Origin of the sequence: Corynebacterium sp. MSK122 (assembly GCF_030229435.2) — a bacterium.
GTDB classification, from domain to species: Bacteria; Actinomycetota; Actinomycetes; order Mycobacteriales; family Mycobacteriaceae; genus Corynebacterium; species Corynebacterium marquesiae.
In genome coordinates this window covers 1-18,278 of record NZ_JASPHV020000022.1, presented here as the reverse complement: position 1 = coordinate 18,278, position 18,278 = coordinate 1, and the positions used below count along the sequence as shown (strand labels likewise).

The 18,278-nt window shown below is 59.9% G+C and carries 23 protein-coding genes and 1 pseudogene; 20 read left to right on the top strand and 4 right to left on the bottom strand.

What is annotated here, in order from left to right:
- Positions 1-17 precede the first annotated feature (17 nt).
- Genes rplC through rpsQ form a run of 10 tightly spaced genes read left to right on the top strand, consistent with a single transcriptional unit; the run spans position 18 to position 4,860 of the window.
- A complete protein-coding gene (gene rplC / locus QP934_RS09320; protein WP_049378864.1) occupies positions 18-674 on the top strand; it encodes a 50S ribosomal protein L3 in 657 nt (218 codons plus the stop codon).
- The gene (rplD, locus tag QP934_RS09315; protein ID WP_005322847.1) at positions 671-1,324 is read left to right on the top strand and encodes a 50S ribosomal protein L4; all 654 of its coding nucleotides are present in this window, start codon (positions 671-673) and stop codon (positions 1,322-1,324) included. Before rplC ends, rplD begins: the two co-directional genes overlap by 4 nt.
- Positions 1,324-1,626, top strand: coding sequence for a 50S ribosomal protein L23 (gene rplW / locus QP934_RS09310; RefSeq protein ID WP_023020550.1), 303 nt, complete (start codon positions 1,324-1,326; stop codon positions 1,624-1,626). Before rplD ends, rplW begins: the two co-directional genes overlap by 1 nt.
- A gap of 35 nt (positions 1,627-1,661) precedes the next feature.
- Positions 1,662-2,498: a 50S ribosomal protein L2 gene (gene rplB, locus QP934_RS09305; protein WP_023020551.1), complete on the top strand. Its 837-nt coding sequence runs from the start codon at positions 1,662-1,664 to the stop codon at positions 2,496-2,498.
- 13 nt (positions 2,499-2,511) lie between these two features.
- Complete coding sequence (gene rpsS / locus QP934_RS09300) at positions 2,512-2,790, top strand: 30S ribosomal protein S19 (RefSeq protein ID WP_005276936.1); 279 nt, start codon at positions 2,512-2,514, stop codon at positions 2,788-2,790.
- A gap of 3 nt (positions 2,791-2,793) precedes the next feature.
- A complete protein-coding gene (gene rplV, locus QP934_RS09295; RefSeq protein WP_005276938.1) occupies positions 2,794-3,156 on the top strand; it encodes a 50S ribosomal protein L22 in 363 nt (120 codons plus the stop codon).
- Positions 3,156-3,899 (top strand): 30S ribosomal protein S3, encoded by a 744-nt coding sequence (rpsC, locus tag QP934_RS09290; RefSeq protein WP_023027807.1) that lies wholly within the window; start codon positions 3,156-3,158, stop codon positions 3,897-3,899. Before rplV ends, rpsC begins: the two co-directional genes overlap by 1 nt.
- Before the next feature lie 3 nt (positions 3,900-3,902).
- Positions 3,903-4,319, top strand: a complete 417-nt coding sequence (gene rplP, locus QP934_RS09285) for a 50S ribosomal protein L16 (RefSeq protein ID WP_023020553.1) — start codon at positions 3,903-3,905, stop codon at positions 4,317-4,319.
- Positions 4,319-4,549: a 50S ribosomal protein L29 gene (gene rpmC / locus QP934_RS09280; RefSeq protein ID WP_005322842.1), complete on the top strand. Its 231-nt coding sequence runs from the start codon at positions 4,319-4,321 to the stop codon at positions 4,547-4,549. The genes rplP and rpmC overlap by 1 nt, the downstream gene beginning before the upstream one ends.
- Positions 4,550-4,551: 2 nt before the next feature.
- Positions 4,552-4,860 carry a 30S ribosomal protein S17 gene (rpsQ, locus tag QP934_RS09275; protein ID WP_023020554.1) on the top strand — a complete coding sequence of 103 codons (309 nt, stop codon included), beginning with the start codon at positions 4,552-4,554 and terminating at the stop codon, positions 4,858-4,860.
- Positions 4,861-4,932: 72 nt separating this feature from the next.
- Here rpsQ and QP934_RS09270 read toward each other — a convergent pair whose 3' ends face one another.
- Positions 4,933-5,754 (bottom strand): siderophore-interacting protein, encoded by an 822-nt coding sequence (locus QP934_RS09270; RefSeq protein WP_419127384.1) that lies wholly within the window; start codon positions 5,752-5,754, stop codon positions 4,933-4,935.
- Positions 5,755-5,854: 100 nt separating this feature from the next.
- Between QP934_RS09270 and QP934_RS09265 the strand changes: the two genes are divergently transcribed.
- The 4 genes from QP934_RS09265 to QP934_RS09250 all read left to right on the top strand — a co-directional run bounded on the left by QP934_RS09265 (position 5,855) and on the right by QP934_RS09250 (position 9,853).
- On the top strand, positions 5,855-6,802 hold the full coding sequence (locus QP934_RS09265; protein ID WP_337888097.1) for an ABC transporter substrate-binding protein: 948 nt from the start codon (positions 5,855-5,857) through the stop codon (positions 6,800-6,802).
- Positions 6,803-7,885: an iron ABC transporter permease gene (locus QP934_RS09260; RefSeq protein WP_337888096.1), complete on the top strand. Its 1,083-nt coding sequence runs from the start codon at positions 6,803-6,805 to the stop codon at positions 7,883-7,885.
- A gap of 5 nt (positions 7,886-7,890) precedes the next feature.
- Positions 7,891-8,925 carry an iron ABC transporter permease gene (locus QP934_RS09255; protein ID WP_337888095.1) on the top strand — a complete coding sequence of 345 codons (1,035 nt, stop codon included), beginning with the start codon at positions 7,891-7,893 and terminating at the stop codon, positions 8,923-8,925.
- An 85-nt stretch (positions 8,926-9,010) separates the two neighbouring features.
- Positions 9,011-9,853, top strand: a complete 843-nt coding sequence (locus tag QP934_RS09250; RefSeq protein ID WP_248100349.1) for an ABC transporter ATP-binding protein — start codon at positions 9,011-9,013, stop codon at positions 9,851-9,853.
- A 36-nt stretch (positions 9,854-9,889) separates the two neighbouring features.
- On the opposite strand, the gene QP934_RS09245 is transcribed toward QP934_RS09250, so the two are convergent.
- Positions 9,890-10,282 (bottom strand): multidrug transporter, encoded by a 393-nt coding sequence (locus tag QP934_RS09245; protein ID WP_419127383.1) that lies wholly within the window; start codon positions 10,280-10,282, stop codon positions 9,890-9,892.
- Positions 10,279-11,163, bottom strand: a complete 885-nt coding sequence (locus tag QP934_RS09240) for a carbohydrate kinase family protein (protein WP_419127382.1) — start codon at positions 11,161-11,163, stop codon at positions 10,279-10,281. Before QP934_RS09240 ends, QP934_RS09245 begins: the two co-directional genes overlap by 4 nt.
- A gap of 20 nt (positions 11,164-11,183) precedes the next feature.
- Here QP934_RS09240 and QP934_RS09235 point away from each other — a divergent pair, with 20 nt between their 5' ends.
- Positions 11,184-12,392: a glycoside hydrolase family 32 protein gene (locus QP934_RS09235; RefSeq protein ID WP_337888092.1), complete on the top strand. Its 1,209-nt coding sequence runs from the start codon at positions 11,184-11,186 to the stop codon at positions 12,390-12,392.
- A 133-nt stretch (positions 12,393-12,525) separates the two neighbouring features.
- On the top strand, positions 12,526-14,547 hold the full coding sequence (locus tag QP934_RS09230; protein WP_419127381.1) for a sucrose-specific PTS transporter subunit IIBC: 2,022 nt from the start codon (positions 12,526-12,528) through the stop codon (positions 14,545-14,547).
- A gap of 270 nt (positions 14,548-14,817) precedes the next feature.
- Here QP934_RS09230 and QP934_RS09225 read toward each other — a convergent pair.
- Positions 14,818-15,618: pseudogene (locus QP934_RS09225) on the bottom strand (hypothetical protein).
- A gap of 648 nt (positions 15,619-16,266) precedes the next feature.
- Here QP934_RS09225 and rplN point away from each other — a divergent pair.
- The 4 genes from rplN (at position 16,267) to QP934_RS09205 (ending at position 18,155) form a co-directional block, all read left to right on the top strand.
- Entirely contained in the window at positions 16,267-16,635 is a 369-nt protein-coding gene (gene rplN / locus QP934_RS09220; RefSeq protein WP_005322812.1) for a 50S ribosomal protein L14, read from the top strand.
- 4 nt (positions 16,636-16,639) lie between these two features.
- Positions 16,640-16,954, top strand: a complete 315-nt coding sequence (gene rplX, locus QP934_RS09215; protein WP_023027809.1) for a 50S ribosomal protein L24 — start codon at positions 16,640-16,642, stop codon at positions 16,952-16,954.
- 2 nt (positions 16,955-16,956) lie between these two features.
- A complete protein-coding gene (gene rplE, locus QP934_RS09210; RefSeq protein ID WP_049358620.1) occupies positions 16,957-17,508 on the top strand; it encodes a 50S ribosomal protein L5 in 552 nt (183 codons plus the stop codon).
- Between the two features lie 338 nt (positions 17,509-17,846).
- Positions 17,847-18,155 (top strand): transposase, encoded by a 309-nt coding sequence (locus QP934_RS09205; RefSeq protein WP_419127380.1) that lies wholly within the window; start codon positions 17,847-17,849, stop codon positions 18,153-18,155.
- Positions 18,156-18,278 lie beyond the last annotated feature (123 nt).

Here is an 18,278-nt window from a genome sequence, read left to right as displayed (position 1 = left end):
TTGGTGGAGAACAAATAATGAGTGAAAACGAGATCAAGGGCATTCTGGGCAAGAAGCTCGGCATGACCCAGGTCTTCGACGAGGACAACCGCGTTGTGCCGGTTACCGTCGTCGAGGCAGGGCCATGCGTTGTCACCCAGATTCGCACCCCCGAAACCGATGGCTACAGCGCCATCCAGATCGCCTTTGGCGAAATCGACCCACGCAAGGCAAACAAGCCGGTTGGTGGTCACTTCAAGAAGGCTGGCGTAACCCCGCGCCGTCACGTTGCGGAAATCCGCATGGACGACACCTCTGCCTACGAGGTTGGCCAAGAGGTCAAGGTTGACATCTTCGAGGGCATCTCCTTCGTTGACGTCACCGGCAAGACCAAGGGCCACGGTTACGCTGGTGGCATGAAGCGCCACGGCTTTGCAGGCCAGGGCGCAGCTCACGGTAACCAGGCCGCTCACCGCCGCGTTGGCGGCATCGGCGGCGCCGCTACCCCGGGCCGCGTCTTCAAGGGTAAGCGCATGGCTGGCCGTATGGGCCAGGACCGCGTGACCACCCAAAACCTGAAGATTCAGAAAATCGATGCCGAGTCCAACCTGCTGCTCATCAAGGGTGCTATCCCGGGTGCGCGCGGCGGCCTCGTCACCGTTAAGACCGCAGTGAAGGGCGGTGCACACGCATGAGCAACCTCAAGCTAGACGTCCACACTTCCGAGGGTAAGACCAACGGCTCTGTAGACCTGCCAGCTGAAATCTTTGACACCGAGGCATCCATTGCTTTGATGCACCAGGTTGTTAACGCTCAGCTTGCTGCTGCACGCCAGGGCACCCACGCAACCAAGACCCGCGGCGACGTCCGCGGTGGTGGTCGCAAGCCTTTCCGTCAGAAGGGCACCGGCCGTGCACGCCAGGGCTCTATCCGCGCACCGCACTACACCGGTGGCGGCACCGTCCATGGCCCACAGCCACGCGACTACGCACAGCGCACCCCTAAGAAGATGATCAAGGCTGCTCTCTTCGGTGCACTGTCCGACCGTGCTCGCAACGAGCGCATCCACGTCATCGAAGAGCTCGTACCGGGCCAGAAGCCGTCCACCAAGTCGGCCAAGGCCTTCCTCGAGTCCCTGACCGAGCGCAAGAACGTGCTGCTGGTCATCGGCCGCGAGGACATCAATGCTCGTCGTAGCGCTAATAACCTGCCTAACGTCCAGATCCTGGACGCTGGCCAGCTCAACACCTACGACGTTCTCTACTCCGATGACGTTGTGTTCTCCGTTGAGGCGCTACACACCTTCATCAACCGCGCAACCGGCGCGGATAAGGAGGAGAACTAATGGCTAAGATTTCTAACCCACGCGATATCATCATCGCTCCGGTTGTATCCGAGAAGTCCTACGGTCTGATGGAGCAGAACGTATACACGTTCTACGTCTCCACGGACTCCAACAAGTCCCAGATTAAAGATGCCGTAGAGCAGATCTTTGACGTTAAGGTCGACTCCGTGAACACCGTGAACCGTGCAGGTAAGCGTAAGCGCACCCGCACCGGTTACGGCCAGCGTAAGTCCACCAAGCGTGCATACGTGACGCTCCGTGAAGGCAGCGACTCCATCGACGTCTTCGGCGGCGGCGCTTAAGCGCCACCGGAGAGCCGAAAGGAAAAGGAAGAATTATGGCTATTCGCAAGTACAAGCCGACAACTCCGGGTCGCCGCGCATCCTCCGTTTCTGAGTTTGACGAGATCACTCGTTCTACTCCGGAGAAGTCCCTGCTGCGCCCGCTGAGCAAGACTGGTGGCCGTAACAACTACGGCCGCATCACCACCCGCCACATCGGCGGTGGCCACAAGCGCCGTTACCGTCTGATCGACTTCCGTCGTAACGACAAGGACGGCATTCCGGCAAAGGTCGCTCATATCGAGTACGACCCGAACCGCACCGCAAACATCGCACTGCTTCACTACGTTGATGGCGAGAAGCGCTACATCATCGCCCCTAAGGGCCTGAAGCAGGGCACCATCGTAGAGTCCGGCCCGAACGCAGATATCAAGGTTGGCAACAACCTGCCGCTGCGTAACATCCCGACCGGTTCCACCATCCACGCTGTTGAGCTCAAGCCGGGCGCTGGCGCTAAGCTGGCTCGCTCCGCTGGTGCTTCCATTCAGCTGCTTGGTAAGGAAGGCAAGTACGCAGTTCTGCGTATGCCGTCTTCCGAAATCCGTCGTGTGGACATCCGCTGCCGCGCCACCGTTGGTGAGGTCGGCAACGCCGAGCAGATGAACATCCGCTGGGGCAAGGCCGGCCGCATGCGCTGGAAGGGCGTTCGCCCGACCGTCCGCGGTGTCGTTATGAACCCGGTTGACCACCCACACGGTGGTGGTGAGGGTAAGACCTCGGGTGGTCGCCACCCTGTGTCCCCATGGGGCCACAAGGAGGGTCGCACCCGCAACCCGAACCGTTACTCCAACAACATGATCGTGCGCCGTCGTCGCCCGAACAAGAAGCGCTAAGAGGAGGTAAACAATGCCACGCAGCCTTAAGAAGGGCCCGTTCGTCGATGAGCACCTCCTCAACAAGGTGGATGCTCAGAACGATGCAGGCACCAAGCAGGTCATCAAGACCTGGTCTCGCCGCTCGACCATTCTCCCCGATTTCATCGGTCACACCTTCGCCGTCCACGACGGCCGCAAGCACGTGCCGGTTTTCATCGAGGACTCCATGGTCGGCCACAAGCTGGGCGAGTTTGCACCAACCAAGACCTTTAAGGGTCACGTCAAGGATGACAAGAAGGGACGTCGATAAGCGATGAGTGAGACCATCACCTCCGCATCCGCCACGGCCCGCTACGTCCGCGTCACCCCGATGAAGGCACGTCGCGTGCTCGATCTGGTCCGCGGCAAGTCCGTAAGCGAAGCCCTGGCTATCCTGAAGTACGCACCGCAGGGTGCCTCCAAGCCAGTTGCTAAGGTCGTTGCTTCTGCAGCCGCTAACGCTGAGAACAACTTCGGCCTCGACCCACGCACCCTGGTCATCTCCGAGGCTTATGCCAACGAGGGTCCGACCATGCGTCGTTTCCAGCCGCGTGCACAGGGTCGTGCATTCATGATTCGTAAGCGCACCAGCCACATCACCGTGGTGGTCGAAAGCCAGCAGGAAGGGGCCAAGTAATGGGCCAGAAGATCCATCCTCACGGCCTACGTTTGGGCATCACTTCCGACTGGAAGACCCACTGGTTCGCCGATAAGGACTACGCGAACTACGTAGCCGAAGACATCAAGATTCGTAACTACCTCAACAAGGGCCTCGAGCGCGCCGGCATTGCCGACGTCGTTATCGAGCGCACCCGCGACCGCGTCCGCGTCGACATTCACACCGCCCGCCCGGGCATCGTGATTGGCCGCCGCGGTGCTGAGGCTGACCGTATCCGCCGCGAGCTGGAAAAGCTCACCGGCAAGATGGTTGCCCTCAACATCCTCGAGGTCAAGCAGGTAGACGCAAACGCAACCCTGGTTGCTCACTCCATCGCGGAGCAGCTGGTTAACCGCGTCGCATTCCGTCGTGCAATGCGCAAGGCTATCCAGTCCGCTATGCGCCAGCCACAGGTCAAGGGCATCAAGATTCTGCTGTCCGGCCGCCTGGGTGGTGCTGAAATGTCCCGCGTTGAGCGCTACCACGAGGGTCGCGTTCCGCTGCACACTCTTCGCGCCGAAATCGATTACGGTACCGCAGAGGCCCACACCACCTTCGGCCGCATTGGCATCAAGGTGTGGATCTATAAGGGTGACGTCGTCGGTGGCGTACGCGAGTCCGAACTGAACGCTCCGGCACAGGGCCGTGGCCGTGACCGCAATGGTCGCTCCCGCCGCGGTGGCCAGCGCCGCCAGCGTGCACAGCAGAAGCAGGAGGGCTAATCCATGCTGATTCCTAAGCGTGTTAAGTACCGCCGTCAGCACCGCCCGAACCGTCGCGGCGTGTCCAAGGGTGGTAACCGCATCAACTTCGGCGATTACGCTATCCAGGCTCTCGAGCCGGCGTACATCACCAACCGTCAGATTGAGGCCGCACGTATTGCCATCAACCGCCACGTCAAGCGTGGTGGCAAGGTGTGGATCAACATCTTCCCGGACCGTCCGTTGACCCAGAAGCCGCTCGGCGTTCGTATGGGTTCCGGTAAGGGCCCGGTTGAGAAGTGGGTGGCTAACGTTAAGCCGGGCCGCGTACTTTTCGAGATGAGCTATCCGAACGATGCCGTTGCAATTGAGGCTCTGCGCCGCGCTGGCCAGAAGCTTCCTTGCAAGGTCCGTATCATCAAGAAGGAGGACCAGTTCTAATGGCAACCGGTACCCCCGCCCACGAGTTCCGTGAGCTCGACAATGCTGAGCTGCAGTCCCGCCTGAAGGATGCGAAGGAAGAACTGTTCAACCTTCGCTTCCAGAAGGCCACCGGCCAGCTGACCAACAACCGCCGCATCGGCACGGTTAAGCGCGACATTGCCCGCATCTACACCGTTCTGCGCGAGCGCGAGCTGGGCCTGTCCGTTGCTCCGGGAGCTGAGGCTTAATCATGAGTGAGGCTAACGTGACTGATTCCAAGAAGGCACCTACTCCGAAGAAGGAGAAGGTCAAGGGCGCTCCTAAGGTTCGCACCGGCTATGTAGTATCCGACAAGATGAACAAGACCATCGTTGTCGAGCTGGAAGACCGCAAGCAGCACGCCCTGTACGGCAAGATCATGCGTTCTAACAAGAAGGTTAAGGCGCACGACGAGGAAGAAACCGCAGGCATCGGCGATCTCGTACGCATCGCTGAGACCCGCCCGCTGTCCAAGGACAAGCACTTCCGTCTCGTTGAGATCATCGAGAAGGCTAAGTAAAAACTAGCCAGCGCAGCCCCTGCTCCGAATCTAATGGTTCGGGGTAGGGGCCTTCGCCGTTTTCGGGCTTAGCTACGGTCGGGCCCTTCCATAAAACCAGTAGGGAACCCACGTGACGTCGGTGGTATCCAGGCCCCACTCATTCACCGCGAGGCCTCGTACGCTCTTTGCTAGCTCCCCCTCGCCGGAAGCCCACACGTACCCTGGCCCCGGCGCACGGGCATAGTCCGCTCTTAGAGCGGCTACGACAGCATCCGCCTCCTGACGCGGTTGGGTATGAATGATGTGCAGGCTGCGGACGCTCGTCTCCCACCGAGTTGCAAGGCCCGGCTCTACCTCGTCCTCGCTGGTTACCACGGCTATAACGTCGGTGGCTCGAAGCATCGCCGGGTTATGGTTTTCTTGGTAGGCCAAGATGTGCCGCAGGGCGGGCAGGGCGGATGCATCGGCGACTAGAAGTTGTGCCGACTCGGTTGGTCGCCACAAGTCGTTGCACGTAAAGAATCCCGCCGTATCGCCGGCTCGTGCGCGGCGAATCCACCGCGAGCCAGGTCCGGAATCGCCGTGGGTGACCACGTCGACATCGACTGTGGCCTCTTCTGAATGGAGCGCGCGGATGGTATACCAGCGCAGGTCCGGCCGCCTCTCCTCGCAAATCGCGCTTACCGCCGAGCGGAGGTTTATGCCGTCGACGGGGAAGGGCCTAAATTCCTGTCTGGCTTGTGGCATGACGAGTCCAAAGAATTCATCGGGTCCGGAGAGGGTGTATGTCCGGAATGCCTCGGCATAAAACGTCAGGCGGTGCAGGCGCGGCCGGATCCGTTTATTAGCGGTCAGAATAACGGGGATGAGTTCGTGTTGACGCATCGTGGCGGATTGTGGGGAAGAGTTCATGCGTCTAATATACTCATAATAAACTAAGGCTTGCCTAAATTACTCTTTGCGGTATAGGCTAAGCAAAGTTATTTTCCTCCTTCTTGAAAGGGCTAGCCTGGTGAAGATTTTCGGCCGTCGTAGTTTGGGTGCAGTAGCAGTGCTTTCTGCCGGAGCCGTAGCCTTAGGAGGCTGCTCCCGCGGTGAAGGCGATGAAACGGCTAAGGCTACTGACGCTTCCAGCGAGCAGCGGGTGGCTAGCCTGGGCCTGGGTGACGCCGATACGCTGCTTGCCCTGGGGATCACTCCCGTGGCGGTGGCACCGTGGGGTGCTGAGGGCGATGGCGATCCCTCCGGCGTCGGCCCCTGGGCAGAGAAGCTTTTGGGCGATGCAAGGCCTGAGGTGATTTATAACACCGCAACCGGATTCACCGCGGATACCTTTGAGCAGATCACCGCGGCAGATCCCACCCAGATCATTGCGGTGAACCAGGCCGTGGATGCGCATACGAAGGAATCCCTGGAAGACATCGCGCCTACCACCGTCAAGCCAGATGGCTATGAAGACTGGCAGGTGCCCTGGGAAAAGCAGGTAGAAACCATTGCAGACGCGGTGGGTAAGGAAGACGAAGGCGATAAGCTTATCGATGACACCGAAAAGGCCTTCGAGGAATTCCGCCGCGAGCACACGGAATTGCAGGATAAATCTGCGGCCATCGTCATGCCTTATGACGGCAAAATCGGCCTCTACACCGAGGAGGACGGGCGCGGACAATTCATCGAGGATCTTGGCATGGAGATCCCCGATGCCTTGCAGGGCGATGGCAGCAGCTTCTTCGTTGACATTGCCCCAGAAAATTACGCAAAACTTAACCAGGTTGATTACCTCTTTGTCCTGGACTACAACGGTTCCTCCGAAGCCTTGAAGAAGGATAAGACCTTCCAAGGCCTCGACGTTGTCAAGGATGGTCGCGTGCGCTACCTGGATACGGATACCGGTAATGCCATGAGTATGCCGAACCCGGTGACCATCCCCTGGGCAGTAGATAAGTTTGAAGAGAAGCTGTAATTGTCAGCAACCACGAAAGTCGGCCAAAAAATCCAGACGGATAACACCGCAGATAGTCCTACCGCCACCGGCGCCGCCGCACCGGTAATGACGCGGGCACAGAGTCACAAGCTGCTCCTTGTTGCCCTCATCCTCGCCAGCCTGGTGTTGGCGGTGGCGTCCTTGACGCTAGGATCCCGCTCGATTCCGCCCGGGGAGGTCATCGCCGCCCTGCACGGAGCAGGGGAGCAGGATATCCACGATATCGTGTGGAACCTGCGCATGCCGCGCACCTTCCTGGCTTATTTCGCCGGCGCGGCCCTTGCTGTGGCCGGTGTACTGGCGCAATCGTGGACCAGAAACCCGCTGGCGGATCCAGGGTTTATTGGCGTTACCGCGGGTGCGTCATTCTTTGTTGCCATAGGCACGGCTATCGGCATTGCTACCTCCACCGGTATGCGGACTACCCTCGCGCTCGCTGGCTCGGGTATTACCACGCTGCTGGTCTTAGCCGTATCGCGGCGGTTTCAGGATCCTCTGACGCTCGTTCTGGTAGGTGCCGGCGTCTCCGCCGCCTTGGGATCGGGCGCGATGATCATCGGCCTTTATTCCACGGACGTCCTCGATAGCATGCGGCGGTGGACCATCGGATCCACCTTTGGCCGCGGCCCAGAAGACGTCGCGATCGCGGGCATAGGGCTTGTTATCGGCCTAGCGTGCGCGGCGATGGCAGCCAGACCCCTCGACCTTTTGGCTATGGGGGAGGAGTCCTCCCTCGCCTTGGGCGGGTCCCCCACCACCGCGCGGGTGGGCGCGGCGCTCAGCGTCGTGGTGCTGGCCGGCAGTGCAACGGCGGCAACGGGGCCCATTGCCTTCGTCGGCTTTGCCATTCCTCACATCGTGCGGCGGGTGGTGGGCCCTAGCGTTGCTACCATGCTTTTGCCCTCCGCGCTCTTAGGTGGTTGTGCCGTGCTTGCCGCCGATATCATCGGCCGCCTCATTGTGGGTAACTCGGAGCTGGAGATGTCCATCGTCCTCGCGGTAGTGGGCGCACCCTTCCTCATTTGGGGTGCCCACCGAGGAATGGGCAGAACGTGGGGGTAAAACGCATGACCACGATCAGCACAATTTTAACAGCGCAGCAACGCCGTCGGCACGCGCGCGTGCTCGCTTCCACGTTGGCATTTATCCTTATCGCCCTTATCGCGTACTTAGTATTGTTGGGGCAAGGTTCCGTGGAACTGAGCCCACGGCAAGTCATCGATGTCCTCACCGGCGGCGGCAGCGAGAGCCACATCAGGGTGGTGTGGGACTTGCGCCTGCCGGTTGCTATCGCCACCGTCATCGTGGGCACCGCCCTCGGTCTGGCCGGTTCTTGGACGCAAACCATGGCCCGCAACCCGCTCGCCTCGCCGGATATTTTAGGCGTTACCGGCGGGGCATCGGTGCTGGTGGTCCTGGGCACCGTGCATTCGCGCCCCAGTTTCGCTGAGGGCATCCCGGAGTTTTGGTGGCGGGCATGCTTGGCGACGATCGGCGCCCTCCTCGTTGTCCTCCTCCTCGCCACCCTTGGTGGCATCGGTACGAGCAACCGCATCGTCATCGTCGGTATTGCCTTATCGCTGCTGTTTCAGGCCATCGTGGCGTATTTGATGCGCAGCGCCCAGGTCCTGCGCGCTGCGGAGGCGCAAACGTGGCTTGCGGGATCGACTGGATTTGTGCGCATGGAGGTCATCCTCCCCCTGCTGGCGGCATTAGCGCCGTTTCTCGCTATAGGCATCTGGTGCGCGCGGGAATTGCCGTTGCTTGCCCATGATGATTCCTCCGTAACCACCCTGGGCGTGAATATCTCCCGCCAGCGCTCTCTTCTGCTTATCGCGGCAACCGGTATCAGCGCCGTGGTGGTCTCGGTGGTGGGACCCATTGGGTTTATCGCGCTGCTAGCGCCGCACCTGGCGCGGATGGTGGCGCGCACCCCCACGCCATCGCCGCTGGCGTCGGCAGCCGCGGGCGCGGCGTTGCTTACCGTGTGCGCCGTCATCGCTGGCGCTATCCCGGTAGACGCGCCGGTGGGTGCGGTTTCCTCGGTCATCGGCGGCTGCGCCTTGGTGATAGTGGTGTGGAATGCGGCCGGGCGCAGCTAAACGTTGCGCCGCGGCACAGCGGGGGAAACGGACAAACACAGCGCCGGATGGTGCTAGATAGTCGTACGTGGATGAAGGAAAAGATATGACGAATAATCGGCCTAATCAGCCTAAACAGCCCACGAGCGCGAAGCCTCGGTGCAGTCTCCACGCCACCGGCATTCATGCGGGATATAAGGATGGCGAGGACATCCTTGCCGGCGTCGATCTGCACGCCCGTGCCGGCGAAGTCACCACGCTCATTGGGCCCAATGGCTGTGGCAAGTCCACGCTGCTGAAAACTCTCTCGAAAATCCTGGCCCCGCGGCAGGGCAGCGTCATGGTCGGGGACGCTGACCTACATGCGTTGTCCGCGAAGGATGCCGCGCAGCAGGTGGCGCTGCTGCCGCAGCACCCCGTGGCCCCCGATGGGCTACGGGTAGGCGAGTTGGTCGCGCGCGGGCGTCATCCCTATCAGGGGAGGATGCGCGGCCTTTCCGCTACGGATCGGGAGACTATCGCGCAGGCCTGCGAGGCTACCGACATTGTGGACTTCCTCGATCGTGATATCGCTTCGCTATCGGGTGGGCAGCGCCAACGCGTCTGGCTGGCGTTGGCACTGGCACAAGATACGCCTGTGCTGCTTCTCGACGAACCCACGACCTTTCTCGACCCCGCCCATGCCATGCGCATGCTGGAGTTGGCTCGCGCACAGGCGCAGGTGGGAAAAACAGTGGTTGTAGTCCTGCACGATCTCATGCTGGCCGGCCACTATTCTGATTCCATGGTGGTGATGAAAGCCGGCAAAATTATCGCTCGCGGGGCGCCGAAACAAGCGCTATCCCCGAAGGTATTGGAGCAGGCCTATGGCATCGAGGCTGAAGCCTGGGAGGATCCGCTCGGCGATGCTCCCATCATTGTTCCCCGCCGCGTCGTAGCGGCGCATTAGTGGAAACCTGCCAATTGTGGCTGTTGCCCAGTCGCTCTAGTTGACCTTTCTTTGTATATCTAGAAAGGAAATTGCCACTACAAAAAGATTGAGCACGCTTCCCGCGCCGAGCAAAAAGGTACCGATTCGATAGGAGCCTGTGCCTACGGCGGCCATATTGCCGTAGATATAGACCCAGATGCCCCAGCCGATGAGCAGAACGAGGCCGGCGAGACCAGATAGCAGGCGGAGGCTACGAGGGGAGGTAGGGGCGAAGAATTTATAGGCGGCGTCGACAAGCGTGCAAGCTGCAAGCCCCAGACTCAGCCCGCCGGTCAACCAGACGGGGAGTAGGGCGGCGGTACCAAAGACTACGGGCAGGATAAACGCGAGAAACGCGAGGAGAAAGAGCGCGGCGTGCAGCCACAGGGTGCGCTTGGTGTAGGTCATAGAGATGACTCTACTTCCTCGCGCCGCGGTGGGTTGGCGCCCTTCCGGGAGACGGTGATTCCTGCAGCGGCCGCGGCGAAGGAAAGCAGTTCCTTCCACTCTGCAGCGCCCAGTTGGGCTAGCGCGGAGGAGTCGAGCCCCCGCTCGTCAATTTGGGTCAGCAATGCGGCCATGATGGTATCGCCGGCGCCGATGGTATCGGTCACAGGAACCTGTGCGGCCGGCACGTTTAGCTTGGTCTCACCGGCCTGCACGCTAAGCCCCTCCCCGCCGCGGGTGACAATTACGACGGGAACCTGGGAGATGAGATCGGGGCCGAGGAAATCCACCTCTTCATCAGAAAGCTTCAGCAAGGTGACGTGAGGGAGCAGGTCCGCTAAGAACGCGCGGTGATCTGGGGTGGCGTAGAAGGGCCGGATATTCGGATCCAGGGCGACCAGGGTTCCCTGCGCGGCAAAATCCTTCAGCAGTTGCGCATAGCGGGAGGCCCCCGGCTCAAGGGCGAGGGAGACCGTGCCGAAGCACGCGATATCGGCCGGGACCAGCTGTGGCTCGACCAGCCGGTCGGCCGTGCCCTCGATATAGAAGTTATAGGAGGCCGAGCCATCCTCATGGATGGTGGTCACCGCCAAAGTGGTGGGCTCATCGCCGCGCTGTAGGTGAGTGGTGGTGACGCCCTCGTCCTCGAGGCGGGCAACGAGCTCCTGCCCAAAACCATCGGTGGAAATGCGGGATTGGAATTCCACATCGGCGCCCAGTCGTGCCGCCGCGATGGCCACGTTAAATGGCCCGCCGCCCAGCGCCGGCGTGTGGTCGTTTAAGCTGCCAGGGGCCACGGGAACTAGGTCCACCAGGCCTTCACCGCACACATGAATAGTCATATTTTCATAGTATCGGTGATATGAACTACCGTCCCAATTTTCACCTCGCCCCGCCGCAGGGCCGGCTCAATGATCCCAATGGCGTCTTTGTAGATGGCGATACCCTGCACGTGTACTATCAGCACGACCCGGCCTTTCCCCGCAAGCCCAAGCGTACTGGCTGGGGGCATGCGACGGCGAGCGTATCGGCTCCCACGCCGTGGCAGCACCACCCCGATGCCTTGTACCCGGACCTGCCCTATGACAAGAATGGCTGCTACTCGGGCGGGGCGGTGGTCGATGGCACCGACGTCTGGCTGTTTTATACGGGCAATTTGAAAGAGGGCGACCGTCGCACTCCGTCCCAGAATCGCGTGCGGGCCATCGATCCTTCGGGCCCGGAGGGTGGCATCTACCTCCGCGACGAGAATAATCCTCTGATTCCGGACTCCCCGGAGGGCTATACCGGGCACTTCCGGGATCCACAGATCACCCGCGATGGCGATGGCTGGCGGATGGTCATCGGTGCCCAAACCGAAGACGAACGCGGCACCATTGTTCTGTACCGATCGCAGGACCTGGCCCAATGGGAATTCCAGGGCGAGATTTCCTTCGACGATCCTTCGCAACTGCCTGGGGGCTACATGTGGGAGTGCCCCAACCTCCTCACACTGGGGGACAAGCAGGTGCTCATCTTCTGCCCCCAGGCAAAAACGGATCGCTGCGGATATATCGTGGGCACGCTGGATGGCTTAGACTTCCATATCGAGCGCGGCTTTACCCTCTTGGACCATGGCACCCAGTTCTATGCGCCGCAGGCCACCGAGGATGGCATCTTGCTGGGCTGGATGGGCATGCCCGCACAAGATGACACCCCGACGCAAGGTTGGGTCCACACTTTGACCCTGCCGCGCCGCATCTGGTTGGAAGATAACTACCTGCACCAGGATCCGCTGTGGTCCGCGTTGCCGGAGACCCACGGGCGCGAGGGCTTTGGCTCCACCATCGACATCACGGGTGAAGGCTCCTTTGCTCTTATCGACGCCGCCGGGGACGAAGCCTTCCGGGTCACCCAACGCGACGGGACCATAGCCTTTAACGGCGGCGATCCCATCGACTGCCCGGATGGTGAAATGCGCCTGATTGCCGATGGCTGCGCCGTTGAGGTCTACGCCGGAGGCGGTCGCATCGCCGCCGCTTTCGCAGTTTTCGGCGAGTCCCCCTGGCAGGGATGGGAGCCGCGTGGCTAGGTGTACCCGGAACCGGTGAAGTTGCCAACACTCCGCCCGAATGTGTGGACTTAGGTCCGAATCCCCGCTGTAATGGAAATAAGCAGTCACGTCCGGTATTTGGATGTGATCCGTTACACTGAAGGGCTCTTCTATGGACCACAAGGAAGTAGCCGCCCGTACGCTCAAGGCGCTCGGCGGCGAAGACAACATAATCGCACTCGCGCACTGCGCCACGCGCCTGCGCATGGTGCTGCAAGACTCGGACAAGGTGGATACCGCCGCGCTGGATAATGACCCCGACCTCAAGGGAACCTTTGAGGCCGGCGGCATGTTCCAGGTCATCGTCGGCCCCGGCGACGTCAATATCGTATTCCGGGAAATGACCAGCCTCATTTCCAAGGACGTGGCCGTATCCACTGACCGTCTGAAAGACATCGCTGCCGAATCCGGCAATTGGTTTAGCCGTGCGGTCAAGGTGCTGGCGGATATCTTCGTGCCACTCATCCCCATCTTGCTTGGTGGCGGCCTGCTCATGGCACTCAACAACGTCTTGACGGCCGAGGGTCTATTCGGCGACCAATCCGTCATCGAGATGTTTCCCGCCTGGGAAGGCTTCGCCGGTCTGGTTAATCTGCTTGCTTCTGCGCCCTTTGCCTTCCTGCCCATCCTCGTCGGCTTTACCGCGACGAAGCGCTTTGGCGGCAATGAGTTCCTCGGCGCCGGCATGGCCATGGCGATGGTCATGCCCGATTTGGTCAGCGGCTACAACGTTGCCGAGGCCATCGACAACGGCGAAATGTCCTACTGGAATATCTTCGGATTCGACGTCGCGCAGGCTGGCTACCAGGGCTCCATCCTGCCCATTTTGGTGATTTCGTGGATCCTCGCCACCTTAGAGAAAATCCTGCACAAGCACCTAAAGGGCACGGTTGATTTCATGCTCACCCCGCTGCTCACGCTGCTCATTACCGGCTTCCTTACCTTTATGGGCCTAGGCCCCATCCTGCGCACGGCCGGTGAATGGCTCGGCATGGGCTTGGCCAACCTCTATGACTTTGCCGGTCCTGTCGCAGGTTTCCTCTTCGGCCTTGTTTACTCGCCGATCGTGATTACCGGCCTGCACCAATCCTTCCCGCCGATTGAGACGATGCTGTGGAACGAGGGCGGCTCCTTCATCTTCCCGATTGCCTCCATGGCCAATATTGCACAGGGCGGCGTCGCGCTCGCCGTGTACTTCCTGGCCCGCTCCGAAAAGCTCAAGGGTTTGGCCGGCGCTTCGGGTGTCTCCGCTCTCTTTGGCATTACTGAGCCCGCAATCTTCGGCGTAAACCTACGCCTGCGCTGGCCGTTCTATATCGGCATGGCCGCTTCCGCTGTTTCTTCGGCCTTCATCACCATCTTTGGCGTGCTTGCCGATGCCCTCGGTGCCGCCGGCTTCATCGGCTTCGTCTCCGTCCCACGCTTCGTCCCGACCTTCCTGTTGTGCGGCGTCATCTCCTTCGTGGTTGCCTTTGTGGGCGCGTACCTCTACGGTCGCGTGCTCATCCGCAAAAATGGCTCCATCGACCCGGATGAGGTCAACCCTCCCGCAGCCGAGGCGCAGGTTACCGCAGCCACCCCGGCTGCGGTAGCTGCCGACGATGCCTGCACCATCTTCTCCCCGCTGGAGGGCACCGCCGTTCCTCTTTCTCAGGTCAGCGACCCCATGTTTGCCGGCGGCAAGCTGGGCCAAGGCGTGGCGATTGAGCCGACCGTGGGGAAACTGGTTGCGCCTGCCGACGGCAAAGTCACCGTCACCTTCCCCTCCCACCACGCCTACGCCATCCGCACCAAGGACCCGGCAGTGGGCAATATCGATATCCTCATGCATATCGGTTTCGATACGGTAAACCTCAAAGGCGAGCACTTCACCTCCCACGTAAACAAGGGCGATGAGGTCAAGCGGGGCGATGTTCTTGCCGAATTCGATATCGACGCCATCAAGGCCGCCGGCCTTCCGGTAACCACCCCGGTGGTGGTCTCCAACTCCAAGAAGACCGGCCCCGTTATTCCTACCGAGGCCTTCCGCCCCGCCGAGCTCATTGGCTCCGGCACCGATATCTTCACCGTGGACCCCAAGCCCGCCGTAGTACCGGTACAGACAGCCTCGCCGGCTTCCGAATCCGCGTCTTAATGCGCCTCATCCTTTACAAGCCAACGGTGGGCTCTCGAGCCCATTACATTAGGTCCATAGTGATCAGGCCGATCTGAGGAAAACTACTCCTCAGATCGGCTCTTTCTACCTCAATTAAGCCTGATCAGATCGGCCTTAACTCGGATGGGCTCTTGACTATGCGTAACCGCAGTTTTAGTCAGGCATACAAAAAGCTGCGCCGGCCGGGCCGAAGCCCGACCGGCGCAGCCAGTCTCAATTCAGTTTCCTACTTGGTAGGAAGGCTCTTGCTTAAGCGAAGAACTTGCGGCGTGCGGCGAATGCGCCAGCAGCAACCATCGCAGCTACAGCCAGTGCAGCCAGAGCCTGCGCAACGGAGTTGGAGCCCGTCTCAGCGGACATACCACGTGCGGAGTCTGCGGACTCGCCAGCAGCTGGGGCAGATGGAGCGGAAGGGGCGTCAGCCTGAGCAGCGTCGCCCTCAGCGAGCTGACCGCCCTGGGCGATAACTTCGTCCTTGTTAGCGTTCAGCATCTGCTCGGAAGCAGCCTTCTCCTCAGCGGTCGGCTGCTGGTTCTTGCGCGCCTCGTCCTTGACGTAGGTCTTGCCGTCCTGGGACAGGTACCAGGTGATGCCACCGATGATCAACGCAGCTGGCAGTGCCAACCAAGCCAGCTTCTTCTTGTCGAATTCAGGCTTCGCATTTTCAGACGGGAATGTCTTTGCATAAGCATCGCGCATCTCGTCGGTGATCTCTTCATTCACCAGAGCCGAGTCTTTGACGTAAACATTGGGATCCTTCAGGCTCTGGTACCATTCATTGCCCTCTGCGGCCTTCTTGGTGGCAGGAGCAGGAATTGCGGAGGTGTCCTGCTGCTCCTTCACGAACTCTTCTGCCTGCTCAGGAGTCAAGCGAACAGGATTGCCTGCGACCGGCTTGGACAGTCAAGAACCGTCTTCCTGCTTGAAGGACTCGACACCATCGACGGTAATCGGATCGGCAGCAACATCATGGCGTTCAATATCGCTGGTGCCCTCTTCAGCTGGGGTGTCTTCGGTGGCGGTATCTTCATCCGCAGACGGGGTAGGCATCTCGGTCAGGGGCTTGTCCTCTACCGGATCCGGAATTTGGGCCTAAGCAACAGCTGCGCCGCCAAAGGCGAGTGCGCCAGTCAGTACAGCAGCGGTTACGGTCTGTGGCAAACGCTTCATGTGTTTCTCCTTCGGGAAATTAGGGAAAGCGCAAAGAAATGTCTTTCGCGACGCAAATAGCAGTAGTCACATAATTCGCAATTGTCACATGGAACTCAGAAGTTGACTGTGATTTTTATGCGTTACAGCTGTGAAGAATTGGACTATTAGAATGGCTATGCGACTAGTTTTGCACGGAAGGGAGTTAAAATGTGGTTTATATGTGCAGATTGTGCCGATAATTTTGGATAACGTGTGTCGGCGCGTTCGAAATAAGGGGCCAAGGGGTAGGCGGGTGTAGCGGCGAAAATAAATGTGGCGGTAGGGGTCGTCGACAAGCGTCGAGCGGTGTTTTGGTATGGGCGCTGACGTGTGGTTGAATGTATAGGTTGCAAAAGCTGGTCGGCCCGTAGCGGTGCGTTTCCGAACCGCCGGTCCGAGACCCTTCGGCACAGTCCGTTGTCAAGGCTTGAGCATCGCAAGTTTGTAGACCGCGTGCGGCAAGGACGGAAATCTTACCGCACATCAATCCAGGTCAGGAGACCCATAGTGATTCAGCAAGAATCGCGTCTGCGCGTCGCCGACAACTCTGGTGCACGTGAACTGCTGTGCATCCGCGTTCTCGGCGGCTCTGTCCGACGCTCCGCTGGCATCGGCGACGTCATCGTCGCGACTGTCAAGGACGCCGTTCCAGGCGGCAACGTCAAGGAAGGCGACGTAGTAAAGGCCGTTATCGTCCGCGCCAAGAAGGAGACCCGTCGTCCGGACGGCTCCTACATTCGCTTCGACGAGAATGCTGCAGTTGTTCTCAAGGGCGATAGCGAGCCTCGTGGTACCCGTATCTTCGGACCGGTTGCTCGCGAACTTCGTGACAAGCGTTTCATGAAGATCGTTTCTCTCGCACCGGAGGTGATCTAGTCTTATGAAGATCCATAAGGGAGATATGGTGATCGTCATTTCGGGCCCAGATAAGGGCGCGAAGGGCAAGGTCATCGAGGCATACCCAAAGCGTGACAAGGTCCTCGTAGAGGGCGTTAACCGCATCAAGAAGCACGTCGCAAACTCTGCTGCCGAGCGTGGCGCCGAGTCCGGCGGAATCGTTACCCAGGAAGCACCGATCCACGTGTCCAACGTTGCGATCGTTGACTCCGAAGGCAACCCGACCCGCGTGGGCTACCGTTTCGACGAGAACGGCAAGAAGGTCCGTATCGCGCGTAGCAACGGGAAGGACATCTAAAAATGAGCGAGAACTACACTCCGCGTCTGAAGACTCGCTACCGCGAGGAAATCCGCAAGACCCTGAATGACGAGTTCAACTACGACAACGTCATGCAGATCCCTGGTGTCACCAAGGTTGTCGTCAACATGGGTGTTGGCGAAGCCGCACGTGACTCCAAGGTCATCAACGGCGCACTCGAGGATCTGACCGCTATTACCGGTCAGAAGCCGCAGCTGCGTCGCGCTAAGAAGTCCATCGCGAACTTCAAGCTTCGTGAGGGCATGCCCATTGGCGCACGCGTTACCCTGCGCGGCGACCGCATGTGGGAGTTCCTAGACCGCCTGCTGACCATCGCGCTGCCACGTATTCGTGACTTCCGCGGTCTGTCTGATCAGCAGTTCGACGGCCACGGCAACTACACCTTCGGCCTGTCCGAGCAGTCCATGTTCTACGAGATCGACATCGACAAGATCGACCGCCCTCGTGGTATGGACATCACCGTCGTTACCACCGCTACTAACGACGACGAGGGCCGCAAGCTCCTGCGCGAGCTCGGCTTCCCGTTCAAGTAAATAGCGCTTGAGGCATTCCCCCGGCACTCCGAAAGGAGGCCGGGGGAATTTTTTGGTTTTAGTGCCGCTTGATTTCTAGTGGTCGTGGAAACACCTGACATGGGTTAGGTGATTGTGTGGAGTCGAAATGGGTTCCGGATTCTGCTGTTGTGGCGCGGTTTGCGTCGTTGGTTCGGGCTGGTAGTTCAATACGGGCGGCTGCTGGGGTGGTTGGTTTAGCGCGGTCGGTGGCTTATCGGCTTGCTGGCGAGTTGGACTTGCCGCGCAAGCGCCGCAGGACTACTAGCTCTGATGACAGTGAGGAAATAGCTCGCCTGTGGCTGGAAGGTGTGGCACCGATGGATATTGCGCGCCAGCTTTCTATAGGCTCTTCTCCGGTGTACCGGATCGGTATTGAGCTTGGTTTGTGGAAGCGCAATCCGCATGGCCGAAAAGCTGCGGCCACAACTGGCCGGTGTAGTTATCTGCAACTGCGTGCGAATGCTTTAGGGCGCAAAGATGCCGCTTTAGCCTGTGGCATTCATCCGCGTAATGCTGCTGATATAGACAAAGGTGTCATTAAGCTTTCCACCGGGCGTGTGCCTTTTGTCCCGGCTGGCCCGGATGTGGCGCTGTATAACAGGCTTATGCAGGTAATTGGAGGGTGATGCTCCTATGTTGTGTCAAGCTGATTTGAGAAGTTCTTCATAAGCCAACCTCAACTCCGGCAAAGGGCGCTTGCCGGTTTCGATATCACTGATTCTCGCCGGGGCACACCCGAGTTTTTCAGC

Coding starts and splice junctions, on each gene's coding strand:
- rplP (WP_023020553.1), top strand. CDS start 3,903: ATGCTGATTCCTAAGCGTGTTAAGTACCGCCGTCAGCACCGCCCGAAC.
- rplD (WP_005322847.1), top strand. CDS start 671: ATGAGCAACCTCAAGCTAGACGTCCACACTTCCGAGGGTAAGACCAAC.
- rplW (WP_023020550.1), top strand. CDS start 1,324: ATGGCTAAGATTTCTAACCCACGCGATATCATCATCGCTCCGGTTGTA.
- rplV (WP_005276938.1), top strand. CDS start 2,794: ATGAGTGAGACCATCACCTCCGCATCCGCCACGGCCCGCTACGTCCGC.
- rplX (WP_023027809.1), top strand. CDS start 16,640: ATGAAGATCCATAAGGGAGATATGGTGATCGTCATTTCGGGCCCAGAT.
- rpsS (WP_005276936.1), top strand. CDS start 2,512: ATGCCACGCAGCCTTAAGAAGGGCCCGTTCGTCGATGAGCACCTCCTC.
- rpsQ (WP_023020554.1), top strand. CDS start 4,552: ATGAGTGAGGCTAACGTGACTGATTCCAAGAAGGCACCTACTCCGAAG.
- rplE (WP_049358620.1), top strand. CDS start 16,957: ATGAGCGAGAACTACACTCCGCGTCTGAAGACTCGCTACCGCGAGGAA.
- rpmC (WP_005322842.1), top strand. CDS start 4,319: ATGGCAACCGGTACCCCCGCCCACGAGTTCCGTGAGCTCGACAATGCT.
- rplB (WP_023020551.1), top strand. CDS start 1,662: ATGGCTATTCGCAAGTACAAGCCGACAACTCCGGGTCGCCGCGCATCC.
- rpsC (WP_023027807.1), top strand. CDS start 3,156: ATGGGCCAGAAGATCCATCCTCACGGCCTACGTTTGGGCATCACTTCC.
- QP934_RS09270 (WP_419127384.1), bottom strand. CDS start 5,754: ATGAACTCTTCCCCACAATCCGCCACGATGCGTCAACACGAACTCATC.
- rplC (WP_049378864.1), top strand. CDS start 18: ATGAGTGAAAACGAGATCAAGGGCATTCTGGGCAAGAAGCTCGGCATG.
- QP934_RS09235 (WP_337888092.1), top strand. CDS start 11,184: ATGAACTACCGTCCCAATTTTCACCTCGCCCCGCCGCAGGGCCGGCTC.
- QP934_RS09245 (WP_419127383.1), bottom strand. CDS start 10,282: ATGACCTACACCAAGCGCACCCTGTGGCTGCACGCCGCGCTCTTTCTC.
- QP934_RS09230 (WP_419127381.1), top strand. CDS start 12,526: ATGGACCACAAGGAAGTAGCCGCCCGTACGCTCAAGGCGCTCGGCGGC.
- QP934_RS09250 (WP_248100349.1), top strand. CDS start 9,011: ATGACGAATAATCGGCCTAATCAGCCTAAACAGCCCACGAGCGCGAAG.
- QP934_RS09255 (WP_337888095.1), top strand. CDS start 7,891: ATGACCACGATCAGCACAATTTTAACAGCGCAGCAACGCCGTCGGCAC.
- QP934_RS09205 (WP_419127380.1), top strand. CDS start 17,847: ATGGATATTGCGCGCCAGCTTTCTATAGGCTCTTCTCCGGTGTACCGG.
- QP934_RS09240 (WP_419127382.1), bottom strand. CDS start 11,163: ATGACTATTCATGTGTGCGGTGAAGGCCTGGTGGACCTAGTTCCCGTG.